This window comes from Candidatus Allofournierella excrementigallinarum (assembly GCF_944388085.1).
GTDB classification, from domain to species: domain Bacteria; phylum Bacillota; class Clostridia; order Oscillospirales; family Ruminococcaceae; genus Allofournierella_A; species Allofournierella_A excrementigallinarum.
The window spans coordinates 1-15,098 of sequence record NZ_CALXHK010000022.1 but is presented as its reverse complement, the minus strand read 5'-3'; the positions used below and the strand labels follow the sequence as shown (position 1 = coordinate 15,098).

The 15,098-nt window shown below is 63.8% G+C and carries 14 protein-coding genes and 2 tRNA genes; 12 read left to right on the top strand and 4 right to left on the bottom strand.

All coding sequences use genetic code 11. The annotated features are described in order from the left end of the window. The first annotated feature begins 58 nt into the window (after positions 1 to 58). From ACH2AT_RS05775 to ACH2AT_RS05760, 4 genes are all read left to right on the top strand, one after another. Positions 59 to 134: transfer RNA gene (locus ACH2AT_RS05775), tRNA-Thr, on the top strand. A gap of 431 nt (positions 135 to 565) precedes the next feature. Further along, positions 566 to 1,891: a hemolysin family protein gene (locus tag ACH2AT_RS05770; RefSeq protein WP_394964245.1), complete on the top strand. Its 1,326-nt coding sequence runs from the start codon at positions 566 to 568 to the stop codon at positions 1,889 to 1,891. 202 nt (positions 1,892 to 2,093) lie between these two features. Then, positions 2,094 to 2,864 (top strand): hypothetical protein, encoded by a 771-nt coding sequence (locus ACH2AT_RS05765; RefSeq protein WP_394964244.1) that lies wholly within the window; start codon positions 2,094 to 2,096, stop codon positions 2,862 to 2,864. After that, positions 2,861 to 4,531, top strand: a complete 1,671-nt coding sequence (locus ACH2AT_RS05760) for a hypothetical protein (protein WP_394964243.1) — start codon at positions 2,861 to 2,863, stop codon at positions 4,529 to 4,531. The genes ACH2AT_RS05765 and ACH2AT_RS05760 overlap by 4 nt, the downstream gene beginning before the upstream one ends. Before the next feature lie 66 nt (positions 4,532 to 4,597). Here the strand turns inward: ACH2AT_RS05760 and ACH2AT_RS05755 are convergent, their stop codons facing one another. Further along, positions 4,598 to 4,729 (bottom strand): hypothetical protein, encoded by a 132-nt coding sequence (locus tag ACH2AT_RS05755; RefSeq protein ID WP_394964242.1) that lies wholly within the window; start codon positions 4,727 to 4,729, stop codon positions 4,598 to 4,600. Between the two features lie 278 nt (positions 4,730 to 5,007). Between ACH2AT_RS05755 and rsxC the strand changes: the two genes are divergently transcribed. Genes rsxC through ACH2AT_RS05725 form a run of 6 tightly spaced genes read left to right on the top strand, consistent with a single transcriptional unit; the run spans position 5,008 to position 10,586 of the window. Continuing rightward, a complete protein-coding gene (gene rsxC / locus ACH2AT_RS05750; RefSeq protein ID WP_394964241.1) occupies positions 5,008 to 6,318 on the top strand; it encodes an electron transport complex subunit RsxC in 1,311 nt (436 codons plus the stop codon). A 1-nt stretch (position 6,319) separates the two neighbouring features. Next, entirely contained in the window at positions 6,320 to 7,318 is a 999-nt protein-coding gene (locus tag ACH2AT_RS05745) for an RnfABCDGE type electron transport complex subunit D (RefSeq protein ID WP_394964240.1), read from the top strand. Beyond that, complete coding sequence (locus ACH2AT_RS05740) at positions 7,315 to 8,478, top strand: FMN-binding protein (protein WP_394964239.1); 1,164 nt, start codon at positions 7,315 to 7,317, stop codon at positions 8,476 to 8,478. Before ACH2AT_RS05745 ends, ACH2AT_RS05740 begins: the two co-directional genes overlap by 4 nt. A gap of 20 nt (positions 8,479 to 8,498) precedes the next feature. Further along, positions 8,499 to 9,167 (top strand): electron transport complex subunit E, encoded by a 669-nt coding sequence (locus ACH2AT_RS05735; RefSeq protein ID WP_330056572.1) that lies wholly within the window; start codon positions 8,499 to 8,501, stop codon positions 9,165 to 9,167. Further along, positions 9,167 to 9,784, top strand: a complete 618-nt coding sequence (locus ACH2AT_RS05730) for an RnfABCDGE type electron transport complex subunit A (RefSeq protein WP_330056570.1) — start codon at positions 9,167 to 9,169, stop codon at positions 9,782 to 9,784. Before ACH2AT_RS05735 ends, ACH2AT_RS05730 begins: the two co-directional genes overlap by 1 nt. A gap of 13 nt (positions 9,785 to 9,797) precedes the next feature. Next, positions 9,798 to 10,586 (top strand): RnfABCDGE type electron transport complex subunit B, encoded by a 789-nt coding sequence (locus ACH2AT_RS05725; protein ID WP_394964238.1) that lies wholly within the window; start codon positions 9,798 to 9,800, stop codon positions 10,584 to 10,586. 199 nt (positions 10,587 to 10,785) lie between these two features. Here the strand turns inward: ACH2AT_RS05725 and ACH2AT_RS05720 are convergent, their stop codons facing one another. After that, entirely contained in the window at positions 10,786 to 12,156 is a 1,371-nt protein-coding gene (locus ACH2AT_RS05720) for a citrate/2-methylcitrate synthase (protein ID WP_394964237.1), read from the bottom strand. 228 nt (positions 12,157 to 12,384) lie between these two features. Between ACH2AT_RS05720 and ACH2AT_RS05715 the strand changes: the two genes are divergently transcribed. After that, positions 12,385 to 12,470, top strand: a tRNA-Tyr gene (locus ACH2AT_RS05715). Positions 12,471 to 12,943: 473 nt separating this feature from the next. Here the strand turns inward: ACH2AT_RS05715 and nagB are convergent. Together nagB and ACH2AT_RS05705 are read right to left on the bottom strand one after the other, a co-directional pair. Further along, complete coding sequence (gene nagB, locus ACH2AT_RS05710; RefSeq protein ID WP_394964236.1) at positions 12,944 to 13,681, bottom strand: glucosamine-6-phosphate deaminase; 738 nt, start codon at positions 13,679 to 13,681, stop codon at positions 12,944 to 12,946. Positions 13,682 to 13,811: 130 nt separating this feature from the next. After that, positions 13,812 to 14,597 (bottom strand): helix-turn-helix transcriptional regulator, encoded by a 786-nt coding sequence (locus ACH2AT_RS05705; protein ID WP_394964235.1) that lies wholly within the window; start codon positions 14,595 to 14,597, stop codon positions 13,812 to 13,814. Positions 14,598 to 14,725: 128 nt separating this feature from the next. On the opposite strand from ACH2AT_RS05705, the gene ACH2AT_RS05700 reads away from it, so the two are divergent. Then, a partial coding sequence (locus tag ACH2AT_RS05700; RefSeq protein WP_394964234.1) for an ABC transporter ATP-binding protein occupies positions 14,726 to 15,098 on the top strand: 373 nt, incomplete at its 3' end.

The following is a 15,098-nucleotide window of genomic DNA, read 5'->3' as shown; positions in this document are numbered from 1 at the left end:
CCCCGCAGGGCAAGTTTTGCTATAATGTGCTTACGGCGCCTTCACAGCGCCGCGTTGGGCCGGCATAGCACAGCTGGTAGTGCAGCTGATTTGTAATCAGCAGGTCGGGGGTTCGAATCCGTCTGCCGGCTCCAGCTCGTCGCAAGCGATGTATCGCTTGCGACGAGCTTTTTTATGCCTTCGGCACCAAAAAGCGTCATTCTCCCGCTCCCTTGCTCCTCCTTCTCCCCATGAAACCTTGCTGCGCAAAGTTTCATGGGGGCCCCGCCGCTTCGGGGGCGGCAAAGCGCAAGCGGCGCACCGCCTGCGGCGGCTTTCTGCTTTGTGTTCCGCCCGCTTCTTGACAGAGGCGGGCGGATATGCTATGCTGATTCACAAATCATACGAAAGGAAAGCGTGACGCACAAAACCATGGACGACGGCGACAGTACCGAAGGAGAAAATCCTCCTTTGCCGCACATACAAAGCTTTATCGGACATAGCCTGTGCCTGCGAGAGTAGGCGCCGGGCTGTGTCCGTTTGCGTTTAAAAACAGTGCTTTCAGTTCTCAAGGAGGAACGTTGCTTTGGAAAATTCCCTTGCTCTCATGCTCTTGCTTCAGGCGGCCCTCATCGGCCTCAACGCCGTGTTCGCCTGCGCCGAGATCGCCGTCATCTCCATGAATGACACCCGCCTGGCGCGGCTGGCCGCCTCCGGCGACAAGCGGGCCGCCCGCCTTGCCCGCCTCACCAGCCAGCCCGCCCGTTTTTTAGCCACCATCCAGGTGGCCATCACCCTGTCCGGCTTTCTGGGCAGCGCCTTCGCGGCCGAAAACTTCTCCGACGGGCTGGTCGCCTGGCTCTTGAGCCTGGGCGTGCCGGTGCCCGCCGCCACGCTGGACGCGGTGGCCGTGGTGCTCATCACGCTGGTGCTCTCCTACTTCACGCTGGTCTTTGGCGAGCTGGTGCCAAAGCGGCTGGCCATGCGCAAGGCCGAGCCCCTGGCCCTGGGCATGTCCGCCCTGCTGTGCGCCATCGCCCAAGCCTTCGCGCCCATCGTCTGGCTGCTCACCGCCTCCACCAACGGCGTGTTGCGCCTGCTGGGGGTGGACCCCAATGCCCACGAGGAGACCGTCAGCGAGGAGGAGATCCGCATGATGGTGGACGAGGGCAGCGAAAAGGGGGTCATCGACCGCGCCGAAAAGGAGTTCATCCAGAACGTGTTCGAGTTCGACGACCGCACCGCCGGCGAGATCGCCACCCACCGCACCGAGGTGCAGCTGCTCTGGACGGAGGACGGGCAGGAGGAATGGGACCGCACCATCCGCGCCGGCCGCCACTCCCGCTATCCCGTGTGCGAGGGCAGCGCCGACAATGTGATGGGCGTGCTGGACGTGCGGGACTACCTCTGCCTGGAGGACAAAAGCCGCGCCGCCGTGATGCAACAGGCGGTGCACCCGGCTTATTTCGTGCCGGAGTGCGTGCGCGCGGACGTTTTGTTCCGCAACATGAAGCGCACCGGCGAGCCCATGGCCGTGGTGCTGGACGAATACGGCGGCTTTGAGGGCATCGTGACCATGAACGACCTGCTGGAACAGCTGGTGGGCGAGCTGAACGGCGACGGCGGCGAGGAAGCCGCGCCGGTGCAGCAGGTGAGCCCCGGCATCTGGCGGGTGCGGGGCGACGCGCCCCTCGCCGAGGTGGCCGCCGCGCTGGAAGTGCCGCTGCCCTGCGACCAGTTCGACACCTTCAACGGGCTGGTGCTCAGCGCCCTGGGCTCCATCCCCCCGGACGGGGCCGCCGCCGAGGTGAACACGGCGGGTCTGGAGATACGGGAGGCGGAGTTCCGCTCCCATCAGGTCAAAACCGCGCTGGTGCGGCCCGTGCCCGCCGTGCCCGCAAAAGAGGAATAAGCAAGCGCCGCCGCCCCTTTGTGGACGGCGGCGCTTTTTGCCGGGGAAGGCTTTCCAAAGGGAAGGGCCTGTATTATAATGGGATAGGATGTCGGCAAAAGCCGAATGTCTTTGCGGAAAAAGGGGAAGGATCATGGAAGAAACACTGAACGCGGCAGCCTTGCCGCAGACGGAGAAAAAACCGGGGTTTTGGAAAACGTTTGTGGAGACTCTCAAGTCCAGCCTTGCGCCCACGGCCATTATGGCGGTGCTGTGGTTGCTGCTCAGCTGGCTGCGGGCGGCGGGCATCCAGTGGGCCATTCTGTGGCCGCTGAACTTCCTCACCGGCGCGCTTGCCGGCATGGAGGGCAGCGCGGTGGGCGGCGTCATCGGCAAGGCCGTCCTGCTGATCTGCTTCAACAGCCTGTTCCGCGGGCTGCTGATGCGTCGCAAGTGGGATGGACGCCGCCGCGACAACGTGAAAGACGAGCTGAAAGCCCAGACCAAGGCCCAGCTGTTTGGCCGCATTCCCCAGTATTCCAACCTGAAACTGCTCTGGAAGGACCGTTCCCCCCGCATGCTGGCGGCGGGCTTTCTGGGCGGCGCGGCGGCGCTGGCGGTCTATCCCTTCCTCACTGGCGACGGCAGCGCCGTGAACAGCATGGTCTGCGTAGCGCTGTTTTTGAGCATCGGCGGCCAGATCGCCCGCCAGCGGGGCCTGCTCATCACCCTGCTGAACCTGCTGCTGGCCAAAAAGGCCTTGCGCACGGTGAACCGCGGATTTATTGACCGCATCTTCGCCGGCTTTGCGGTGGGCATGGCGGCGGCGGTGCCCGTCTCCTGCACCAAAAACCTCGAGGCGGCCTTTGTCTGGCCGCTGCTGGCCTGGGGCCTGCCCATTCTGCTGGCGGCGCTGGGTGTGTTCTGTTTGGTGCTGCCGGCTGTAAAGACGAAAAAAGGGGACGCGCCCGCCAAGGAGGTGCGCAGCAAATGAAAAAAAGAATCATACGCCGTCTTTCGGCGCTGGCTGGGGCGGCGGGCCTGTGCCTTGCCTTCGCTGCGCCGGTGTTCGCGGAGGAGACCCAGTGGGAATATCTGGAGCAGATACGCTTCGGCCCCCAGGGAAACAGCGCCGCGGGCCATGTGCAAACGGTCCTGAGCGGGCCGGACGTGGGGGAGGACGGCTTTGTGACCCTGACGAAAGGGGAAACCTATTCCTTTACCTGCGATATGACCTTCCAGGTGCCCCGCTCTACTATGCAGTACTTCTCATGGGGGATCGTGGCCCGCACGGACCTGTTGGATCAGGAACGGGTGTACAAAGGCAGAGAAGGCCAGCAGGACGCGGTGCATGAGGAGTTTTTGGTCCTGGGGACCGACGGAAAAAAAGTCACCGTGGCCCGACCGGTGCCCGCTTCCAAGGGCTCTCTGCGGGTGACCTTTACCGACCTGGCGCTGAACAGGAACGCCCGCATCGAAGCGGGGGAGGACCCCACGGAGATATGGCCGGATCTTACCGGCAGCGCGGAGATGGAACTGCACTGCACCATTGAGGCTGTGGCCACCCTGCCGCTGCCCCAGGTGGAGCGGGCGGACGGGGAATGGCAGTTTGAGACCCGGAAAGCGGCGCAGGAATACATCGACGCGGTGTGGCAGGCGCTGGAAGACCCGGATAGCCAGCTTGCCAGCCCCCAGGAAGCGGTGCTCCGCGCTTCCTACCGGGGCGATATCCCGGTCTACACGGTCAACGTCTGGGCCGGCGATACCCGGCTGGACTGCCAGATGGTCTGGCCCGGCGCGGGCAGCGGCAACCGCATGACCGCCGTCTGGGAGCTGGCGGGTGAGACCCACACGGTAAAAGGGCTGGAGGACACGCCCCTGCGGCTGGCGTTCTCGGCGGTGCCGGTGGGCTCCGACGCTGTTTCCACCGGCGTCCCGGTGTGGGAGGGCGCCGACGCCGCCAAGCGGGCGGCGGCCACCACTGCCGGCGCGGCGGCCCTGGGCCTTGGGGGCGGCGCGGTGCTGAACGGGCTTTCTTCCGTGCTGGAAAACACCCCCTTCGCCAGGCGGCGGGAAGATTATGAGGACCCGGACCTCTCCAGCGAAGCCCCCGACCTGGAAGGAGAGGACACCCCCTCGGTGTCGGTCAGCTTTTACCGCCCCTTCGACGATTTGGTGAACACCAAAGGCGCGGCGGTGGACATCCGGCTTACCGTGAACGGCGGCGAGGGCCTGCGCTGGCACTACATCCCCACCGCCATCTGCCCCGAGGGGCTGAAAGCGGTGGTGCCCGCGGTGGTGGGTGCATCCCACGAGGCAACGCTGGTGCTGAACCTCACCGGCGCGAAGATGAAAAAGCCCCATGTGCCGGTGTTCGTCACGGTGGTGGCCTGGGCCTTTGACGAGGCAGGGCGGCTGCTCAAGACCACCGGCGCCCTGGAACTGCAGCTCCACCGCCCCGGCCTGGAGGCGGAGCGCACGGCACAGGGCGCGCTGAAGGTCACCCTTTACACCGACGGAAATCTGGACGGCGTGGCCGAAAAGGTGGCGCTGAAGCCCGGGCAGTACGACTGCACCGAAGAGGCGGACGGTTCGCTGACCATCCGCGCGAAAAAACCTTACAAGGGCAGCTGCCGACTGGAAGCCGAAGCGGGGGAGTGACCCCAAAACAAAACAAAAAGGGACCCGCCGCGAAAGCGGCGGGTCCCTTCGTTTGTGCGTCGGGGCTCAGAACAGGTCGTCCTCCTCGGTATCATACACCGGGATGTAATCGGGCCGGGTCTCCCGCAGCAGGGCCAGGCCGAAGACCACGGCCCCGGCGGCCAGCAAAAGCATCACCAGTTTGCCAAGCAGTTTCATGAAACGCGACCTCCTTTTGTATCGAAAGCGGGCGGCGGCCGCCCGCCGTTTGAGTGCAATTCTCCTGCTACATAGTATACCACATTCACGGCTGTTTGTGCAAACAGTTTTTGCGGCAGGCCCAAAGGCGGAAAATGGGGCGCCAAGCGCTGTGAAATCGTACAAGGAACGGTTGACTTGAGGAAGAAAAATGCTACAATAAAAACAATGGGCATTTGCGGCCGCCAGCCGGGCGGCGGGGTGCCCGAGACCAACAGAAATGGGGGATCGTTCAACTTATGTTGAAAAAGCTAAAGCGCGCGGCGCTGGGCGCCCGCGTCCCGCATGAGAAGGGAACCGCCGGGATGGAAACGGTCAAAATGCCCGTTCCCACCAAGGTGGTCCTTCCCATGCAGCAGCACATCGGCGCGCCCTGCACGCCGGTGGTGAAGAAGGGCGACGCCGTTCAGGTGGGCACCCTGGTCGGCCAGGCCGGCGGCTTCGTCAGCGCAAACATCTACTCCGGCGTTTCCGGCACTGTGACCGGGGTGGATAACGTCCGCCTGTCCGACGGCAGCTTCTGCCCGGCGGTGACCATCCAGCCGGACGGTGAGCAGACCGTTGACCCGGCGGTGAAGCCTCCCGTCGTGACCGACAAGGAAAGCCTGATCGCTGCGGTGCAGGCCTGCGGCCTTGTGGGCCTGGGCGGCGCCGGCTTCCCCACCGCGGTGAAGCTGAGCCCCAAGGCCCCGGTGGACACCCTGGTCATCAACGGCGCCGAGTGCGAGCCTTACCTGACTGCCGACGCCCGGGAATTTCTGGAAAACAGCGAGACCGTGATGAGCGGCATCGAGGCCGTGATGAAGCATCTGGGCATCAAAAAGTGCTTCATCGGCATCGAGCGCAACAAGCCCGAGTGCATCGACCTGATGTGCAGCCTGGCCAAGGGCGTGGAGGGCGTGGAGGTCAAGCCTCTGCCCAGCCGCTATCCCCAGGGCGCTGAGAAGGTGCTCATCGAGTCCGTCACCGGGCGCGAGGTGCCGCAGGGCGGCCTGCCCGCCGACGCGGGCGTGATCGTGCTGAACGTCACCACCGTGTCCACCATCGGCAAGTATCTGGCCACCGGCATGCCGCTGATCACCCGCCGCATGACCGTGGACGGCGACGCTGTCAAGGAGCCCAAGAACGTGGAGGTCATCGTGGGCACCCCCCTCCAGGAGGTGCTGGATTTCTGCGGCGTGAAAGAGGGCGTGACCGTCGGCAAGGTGATCATGGGCGGCCCCATGATGGGCGTTGCCGTGGCCGACCCCGCCACCCCGGTGCTCAAGCAGAACAACGGCCTGCTGGTGTTCAGCGAGGCGAAGGCCACCCTGCCCGAGCCTCAGCCCTGCATCCGCTGCGGCCGCTGCATCGACGCCTGCCCCATGGGCCTGGAGCCTGTGGTCATCGCCGGCGCCTACACCAGCAAGGATGCCGCCGCTCTGGACAAGCTCTGCGTCGACCTGTGCATGCTGTGCGGCAGCTGCAGCTATGTCTGCCCCGCCAAGCGGCCTGTCACCCAGACCATGAGCCTGGCCAAGGATTTTGCCAAGAAGGAGGCGAACAAGTAATATGGAAAACTGTCTGAAAGTTACCGCCTCCCCTCACATCCAGGATAATTCCAGCACCCGCAAGCTGATGCTGAACGTGATCATCGCGCTGCTGCCCTGCGTGGTGGCCAGCACCATCATCTTCGGCCTGAACACCCTGCTGCTGTGCGGTGTGACGGTGGCGGCCTGTGTGGTGTTCGAGTGGCTGTACTGCCGCCTGATGAAAAAGCCCAACCCGGTGGGAGACCTCTCCGCCGTGGTCACCGGCCTGATCCTGGCGCTGAACATGCCTGTGTCCATGCCCCTGTGGATCGCCGTGGTGGGCGCCTTCATCGCCATCGTCATCACCAAGCAGCTGTTCGGCGGCATCGGCATGAACTTTGCCAACCCCGCCCTGGTGGCCCGTATCGTGCTGTTCACAGGCTTCGCCAGCCGCATGACCGCCTTTGTGAACCCGCCCAAGGCGGTCCGCACCCTGCAGATCATGGGCGTTGACGGCGCCTCCAGCGCCACCCCCCTGCAGGTGGAAGGCGGCGTGGGCAAGTACCCGCTGATGGACCTGTTTATGGGCGTGCACGGCGGCGTCATGGGCGAGACCTGCGCTTTGGCCATCCTGATCGGCCTGGCCTGGCTGCTCGTCACCCGCACCATCACCGCCACCATCCCTGTTACCTATGTGGGCAGCTACGCGCTGTTCAGCTTCCTGCTCAACGTGGGCGAGCTGGGCGCTGCCGACGCCGGCATGCTGGTGCTGCACGAGGTGCTGGCCGGCGGCCTGCTGTTCGGCGCGGTCTTCATGGCCACCGACTATGTCACCAGCCCCTTCACCCTGAAGGGCAAGATCGTGTTTGGCATCGGCCTGGGCCTGATCACCTTCGGCATCCGGGCTTTCGGCAACATGGCCGAGGGCGTTTCCTACGCCATCCTGCTCATGAACCTGTTCGTGCCCTACATCAACGATCTGACCCGGCAGGTGCCCCTGGGCTATAAAAAACACAAGAAAGGGGCGGAAAAGGCATGAAAGGCAACACCTGGAACAACATCGTAAAGCCCATTGTGGTGCTGGGCGCCATCTGCCTGGTGGCGAGCGCGGCGCTGGCCGCCGTCAACGAAGTGACGGCCCCCATCATCAAGGCGCAGGAAGAAGCCGCCGCCAACGAGGCGTACTTCGCCGTGCTGCCCGAGGCCGACGGCTTTGAGGCGGTCACCGATTACCAGACCAGCAACATCCAGGCCGTGATGAAGGCCACCAACGGCGCCGGCTGGGCCATCCAGGCCTACGGAAAGGGCTTCGGCGGCGACGTGCCCGTGATCGTGGGCTTCGACGCGAACGGCACCATCGTAGGCATCCAGTTCCTGGCCAACTCCGAGACTTCCGGCTACGGCCAGAAGCTGGTGGACGGCAGTGAAGACGGTATCAGCTTCATCCAGCAGTTCATCGGCATGAGCGAGGCGCCCGAGGTGGGCGCCAACATCGACGCCATCTCCGGCGCCACCGTTTCCTCCAAGGCCGCCGCCTCCGCTGTGACCAGCGCCATGAACTGCTTCAACGAAGTGGCTCTGGGCCAGGCCGCCGTGGTGGACGAAGGCCCCGTGACCCTCAGCCCCGAGGAAGTGCGCGCCATGCTGGCGCCGGGCGCTGCCTCCATGACCCAGATCGACGCCCCCGAGGGCCTGACCGAGGCCTGGCAGGGCGACGACGGCAGCTACGTGCTGTACGCCGAGGACAAGGGCTGGGAGTACGCCACCAGCCCCATGACCATCGCCGTGGGCTTTGACGCCAATGGCGTCATCACCGGCGTGTGGGTGGACGCTTCCACCCAGACCGCCGGCATCGGCGACGTGGCCGCCGGCGAGGACTACCTGAGCCAGTACACCGGCATCGCCAATGAGGCCGGCCTGGACGGTGTGGACACCGTGGCCGGTTCCACCCAGTCCACCGTGGGCGTGAAGAAGGCCGTGCGCAAGTGCGTGCAGGCCATCGCCCTGCTGAACCCGAACGCCGGCACTGGCGAAACCGCTGCCAGCGGCGCCGCCAGCGTGCCTGCCGACAGCGCCGCAAGCAGCGCTTCCACCACCAGCGAAGCCGCCAGCGTGCCCGCCGACAGCGCCGCAAGCAGCGCTTCCACCACCAGCGAAGCCGCCAGCGTGCCCGCTGCCAGCGCGTCCAGCGCATCTTGAGAGAGGAGGCTGTTTGAATCATGGGTAAACTGAAAATTCTTACCGACGGCCTCGTGAAGGAAAACCCGGTGCTCCGCCTTGTGCTGGGCACCTGCCCCACGCTGGCCCTGACCACGGCGGTGTCCAATGCCTTCGGCATGGGCTTTGCGGCCACCTTTGTGCTGGTTTGCTCCAACATCGCCATCTCTGCTTTGCGCAAGGTGATCCCCGGCCAGGTGCGCCTGCCGGCTTACATCACCGTCATCGCCACCTTCGTGACCATCGTGCAGAACCTGGTCAAGGCTTACTTCCCTGACCTGGACGCCGCCCTGGGCGTGTATCTGCCCCTGATCGTGGTGAACTGCATCATCCTGGGCCGTGCCGAGATGTTCGCCTCCAAGAACGGCGTGGTGGATTCCGCGCTGGACGGCGTGGGCATGGGCCTGGGCTTCACCCTGGCTCTGCTGCTCATGAGCACCATCCGCGAGGTGCTGGGCGCCGGCACCTGGTACGGCATCCAGATCATCCCCGAGAGCATCGACCGCTTCACCTTCATGACCAGCCCCGCCGGCGGCTTCTTCACCTTCGGCCTGCTGATGGCGCTGGTGGTCTTCATCGAGACCAAGCTGGGCGACCGGAGAAAGCGCAGCGTGGGCTGCGAGGGCTGCCCCTCCAAGGGCGCCTGTGGCGCGAAAGGGGGCTGTGAATAATGGCTTTGGCTGCTATTTTCTTCACCATGATTTTGGTGAACAACTACGTTCTGGTGCAGTTTTTGGGCATCTGCCCCTTCCTGGGCGTGTCTAAAAAGCTGGACTCCGCCTTCGGCATGAGCTGCGCCGTTATCTTCGTCATGGCGCTGGCCACTGCGGTGACCTGGCCCATCCAGACCTACCTGCTGACCCCGGTGAACGCCGACGGCACCCTCAAATGGGACCTGGGCTACCTGCAGACCATCGTCTTTATCCTGGTCATTGCGGTGCTGGTGCAGCTGGTGGAGGTCATCATGAAGAAATTCATGCCTCCCCTGCACAAGGCCCTGGGCGTTTACCTGCCCCTGATCACCACCAACTGCGCCGTGCTGGGCGTTACCGTGCTGAACATCGACAACGGCTACAACTTCGCCGAGAGCATGGTGTGCGCCGTGGGCGCGGGCGTCGGCTTCATGCTGGCCATGGTGATGTTCAGCGGCGTGCGCAAGCGCCTGGAGGACGCTCAGCCCCCCAAGTGCTTTGAAGGCCTGCCCATCACCCTGGTGGCCGCCTCGGTGGCTGCTTTGAGCTTTGGCGGCTTCGGCGGCATCGTCGAGAACATCTTTGGAACTGTGTGAGGAGGCGGCTGAGATGAACATTGCACTTGCTATTGCCATCGTTACTGTGGCCGGCCTTCTGGGCTCTGTGATCCTGGTGCTGGCCGCCAAGTTCATGGCCGTGGAGGAGGACCCCCGCATCGGCGAAGTGACCTCCTGCCTGCCCGGCGCCAACTGCGGCGCCTGCGGCTACGCCGGTTGCGCCGACTACGCCAAGGCCATTGTGGAAGGCGGCGCGCCTGTGAATAAGTGCGTGCCCGGCGGCGCCAAGGCTGCCGCCGACGTGGCCGCCGTCATGGGCGTGGAGGCCGGCGCCACCGCCGCTGTGCGCGCCACCGTGCGCTGCCAGGGCAAGCCCGGCGTCTGCACCCAGATCTTCGATTACCACGGCGTTTCCAGCTGCGCCGCCGCCGCCGCTCTGTATGGCGGCCCCAAGGCCTGCGCCTACGGGTGCCTTGGCCTGGGCGACTGCGTCAAGGCCTGCAAGTTCGACGCCATCCATGTGGTGGACGGCATCGCCAAAGTGGACCCCGAGAAGTGCACCGGCTGCGGCGCCTGCGCCGCTGCCTGCCCCAAGAGCGTCATCGAGATGGCCTCTGACATGGAGGCCAAGCCCCTGGTGCTGTGCCACAACACCGAGAAGGGCCCCGTGGTCATGAAGGAGTGTCAGACCGGCTGCATCGGCTGCATGAAGTGCCAGAAGACCTGCCCCAGCGAGGCCATCAAGGTCACCAACTTCCTGGCCAGCATCGACTATTCCAAGTGCACCGGCTGCGGCCAGTGCGTGGAAGTCTGCCCCAAGCACGTCATCGTGCGCGCCTGAAGGCCGAGCTGAAAGCAAATAAGACCCGCCCCGGAACTTCTTCCCGGGGCGGGTCTTTCTATTGGCTGGAAAACCACTTTTCAGTTTTTTTGAGGCAGGCCAGAATGACAAGGATGCAGGCTGCCTGTTGCAGCGCCAGGCCGGCGTTGAACAGCTCCATGAAATAGGGAGAAACAGCCGCAACGCCTCCTTAGAATGCTCAGCCCCGCTGGTCCATGGGCACATACTCCCGATGGGGCTGCACCGCCATGTAGGCCGGGCGGATGATCTTGCCCATGTTGATGAGCTCCTCCATGCGGTGGGCGCTCCAGCCCGCCACGCGGGCGATGGCAAAGATGGGGGTGAACAGTTCGGTGGGCAGGCCCAGCATGCGGTAAACGAAGCCGCTGTAGAAGTCTACGTTGGCGGAAACGCCCTTGTAGATTTTGCGCTTTTCGCTGATGACCTGGGGCGCAAGGCGCTCCACGGCGGAGTAGAGGGCGTATTCCTCGTGCATGTGCTTTTCTTCCGAGAGCTGCTCCACAAAGCCCCGCAGCAGGGTGGCGCGGGGGTCGCTGATGGAATACACCGCGTGGCCCATGCCATAGATGAGGCCGCTCTTGTCGAAGCGCTGGCCCTCCAGACAGCCCAGCAGGTAGGCGCGGATCTCGTCCTCGTCGGCCCAGTCCTTCACGCTGGCCTTCAGGTCCTCGAACATCTGCACCACCTTGATGTTGGCGCCGCCGTGGCGGGGGCCCTTCAGGCTGGCCAGCGCGGCGGCCATGCAGCTGTAGGTGTCGGTGCCGGAACTGGTGACCACGTGGGTGGTGAAGGTGGAGTTGTTGCCGCCGCCGTGCTCCGCGTGCAGCACCAGGCACAGGTCCAGGATGTGGGCCTCCAGCGTGGTGTACCGGCCGTCCGGCCGCAGCAGGGTGAGGATGTTCTCCGCGGTGGACAGGTCCGGCCGCGGGGTGTGGATGTAGAGGCTGTTGCCGTTCTTGTAGTGGTTGTAGGCCTGGTAGGCATACACCGAGATGAGCGGGAAGATGGCAATGAGGTCGATGCACTGGCGCACCACGTTGGGCAGGCTGATGTCGTCCGGCTTGTCGTCGTAGCTGGCCATGGTCAGCACGCACCGGGCCAGGGTGTTCATCATGTCGCTGCTGGGGGCCTTGAGAATGACGTCCCGCACGAAGTTGGTGGGCAGGCTGCGGTAGAAGGCCAGCTGCTCGTTGAAGGCCTTCAGCTGCTCTGCGGTGGGCAGCTGGCCGAACATCAAAAGATAGGCCGTCTCCTCAAAGCCGAAGCGCTGGTCGCGGATGAAGCCGCCGGTGAGCTTTTCCACCGGGTAGCCGCGGTAGTACAGTTCGCCCTCGCAGGGCACCTTTTTGCCGTCCACCACCCTGCTGCTGATGATCTCGCTGATCTCGGTCAGGCCTGCCAGCACGCCGGTGCCGTCCAGATCGCGCAGGCCGCGCTTGACGTTGTAGCGCACATAGTCCTCTTTGTTGATCTGGTTGTTGGAAAGGCACACCGCCGCCAGCGCCTCCAGTTCGGGGGTGATGCGGGAGTAATCCGAAAATTCCGCCATGATAAACGCCTCCTTTTCCCTGCGGCGTCCACCGCATTCTGCATTGAAAATAATATTCTATTTTACAATTATACCACAGAATGGCAATTGAGATGTGACGAATTTTTGAACGCACCGCACAAACCCCGCCGGGCAAGAAAAAAGCGGCGGAAAAATGAAAAAAACGCTTGCATTTTTCCTGCCCCCTTGCTATAATAGATAAGCACTCGATTGAGCGCGGAAACATGTGGGAGTGTTCCCGAGCGGCCAATGGGGGCAGACTGTAAATCTGTTGCATAATTGCTTCGGTGGTTCGAATCCACCCGCTCCCACCAACAAAATCCCCCCTGCCGTATCCCGGCAGGGGGATTTTGTTAGTGGCATGAGCGGGTGAGATGAGAACAGCACGTCCCGGCCCCGGGGGCCGGGGAAAAACAGCCCGGTGGGCTGTTTTTCAGTGCGCGGCTTGCGAATCCACCCGCTCCCACCAGTTCGTCGCAAGCGTCGCATCGCTTGCGACGAATTTTTTTTTACAAAAATTCGCCGCGCGCTCGCACTGCTGCTCCTCACTTCCCCACGAAATTTTGCTGCGCAAATTTTCGCGGGGGCCCCTTTAGCCGTATCCCGGCGGGGGGATTTTGCTTTGCGGTCGGGACAGGCTTGAGAACAGCTTTGCCCCGGCCCGCGGCCCGCGGCAGAGCGAACCCCGCCGCCATTATGCAGAAGGATGGCGCAAGCCAGGGGAAGGGCGGGGCGCAAAAAGGCCGCCGCTGTTTTTCACAGCGGCGGCCCGGGCGGCAAAAAAGCCTCAGCCCTTGTAGCCCACGGCGTCGGCCAGCTCCTGGTCGATGACCACATACACGTTTTCGTGCATTTTCAGCATGGTGCTGGGGTTGCGGGTGGTGATGGCGTCGTCCATCACCAGGCCCCGGATGGCGTCGGTCTTGGCCAGGCCGGTGGCGATGAGCACCACGCACTTGGCGGCCAGGATGTCGCCCATGCCCATGGTGATGGCGGTGGTGGGCACGTCTTCCTTCTTCTCGAAGAAGCGGGAGTTGGCCTGGATGGTGCTCTCGGTCAGCTTTTCGATGTGGGCGGTGGCGTGCAGCACGTCCGCCGCCTCGTTGAAGGCGATGTGGCCGTTGTTGCCGATGCCCAGCAGCTGCAGGTCGGCCACGCCGCCCTCCCGCACCTTGGCCTCCAGCGCGGCGGCGTTGGCCTCGGCATCGCCCATGCCCTGGGCAACGTAGGTGTTGGCCTTGTCGATGTTGATGTGGTCGAACAGGTTGGTGTTCATGAAGTAGCGGTAGCTCTGGTCGTGGGTGGCGGGGATGCCGCAGTATTCGTCCAGATTCACCGTGCGCACCCTGGAGAAATCCACCTTGCCGGCCTTGTTGGCCTCGATGAGTTTTTTGTACATGGGCACGGGGGTGCCGCCGGTGGCAAGGCCCAGCTTGCAGTCGGGCTTTTCGTTCACCAGCTTGCAGATCATGTCGGCCACATAGGCGCAGCTCTCATCATAGCTTTTGGTCACGACGACGTTCATGGTAAACACTCCGTTCTTTGCAAATTTTTTCGCCCGCCGCCTTCCCGCGGCCGTGCGTGTCTATTTTAATCATACTGGCTTTGTGCCCAAAAGAAAAGCCCCGAAAGGCTTTATTTTTTGCACTTCGCCCTCACACATACAGCTCCTTCTCCAGCGGCAGGGGCTGGCTCATCGCTTCGTCCGCCGCCGCGGCGGCCCGGAAGGCGGCGGGCGTCTGGCCGGTGGCTTTTTTGAACACCCGGCACAGATAGTTCGCGCCGGAAAAACCGCACAGGCTCGCCACCACCTCCAGGGGGTACTCCCGCCTTGCCAGCAGCAGCTTTGCCGCCTCCAGCCGCACCCCGGTGAGGTACTGCCCGGGCGTGATCCCCATGGCCGCCTTGAAGGCGCGCACCAGGTGGCTCTTGCTCACCCCCAGCTCCTCGCTCAGCTCCTCCACGCCGTACAGCCCGGCGTAGTGCTGGCGGATCTGGGCCGCCGCTTCGGCCACCAGCGGCGGCAGGGCCGCGCCCGCCGCGTCCGCCCCGGCCAGCTCGCACAAAAGCCGGTAGCACAATTCGCTTTGCAGCGCCCGCCCCGCCTCGGCCAGCGCGGCCACCAGCCCCGCCGCTCCGGGGCAGCTTGCCCCGGCGGCAAACATGGGCTTTTCCAGCCCTTCCAGAAACATCTGGGCGGCCAGCCCTCCCAGACGCACCGCCAGCAGATGGCAGCTTTCGGCGGGCACAAGGCGCACCGGCCCCGCCGCCAACAGAAGGCTGCCCGCCCCCGCCAGCCGGGCCTCGTCCCCGTCCAGAGCGCACCGCCCGCTGGAAAGCACCCCCGCCCACAGGCCGCCGCCTCTCAGGGTCAAAGGCAGGCCGAACTGCTCGTCCGCCACTTCCTCCAGCCGCGCCACCCGTTCGCAGTCAAAAATCAATTTTCAACACCACACATCAATAAAATGCTATTTCAATCCTAAAAAAGTCTGATATTATTATAATAGATGGTGAATGTGGGGTCAACCACATCAACAAATGAACAATCAAAGAAAGGGAGTTTACGCCAATGGCAAGCATCAGCTTACAGCACATCTACAAGATCTATCCCGGCGATGTGACCGCCGTCAAAGACTTCAACCTGGAGATCGCGGACAAGGAGTTCATCATTCTGGTCGGACCCTCCGGCTGCGGCAAGTCCACCACCCTGCGCATGATCGCCGGCCTGGAAGAGATCAGCAAGGGCGAGCTGTACATCGGCGACCGCCTGGTGAACGACGTTCCCCCGAAGGACCGCGACATCGCCATGGTGTTCCAGAACTACGCCCTGTATCCCCACATGACCGTGTACAAGAACATGGCCTTTGGCCTGGAGCTGCGCAAGACCCCGAAGGACGAGATCGACAAGCGCGTCCATGAGGCCGCCAAGATCCTGGAGATCG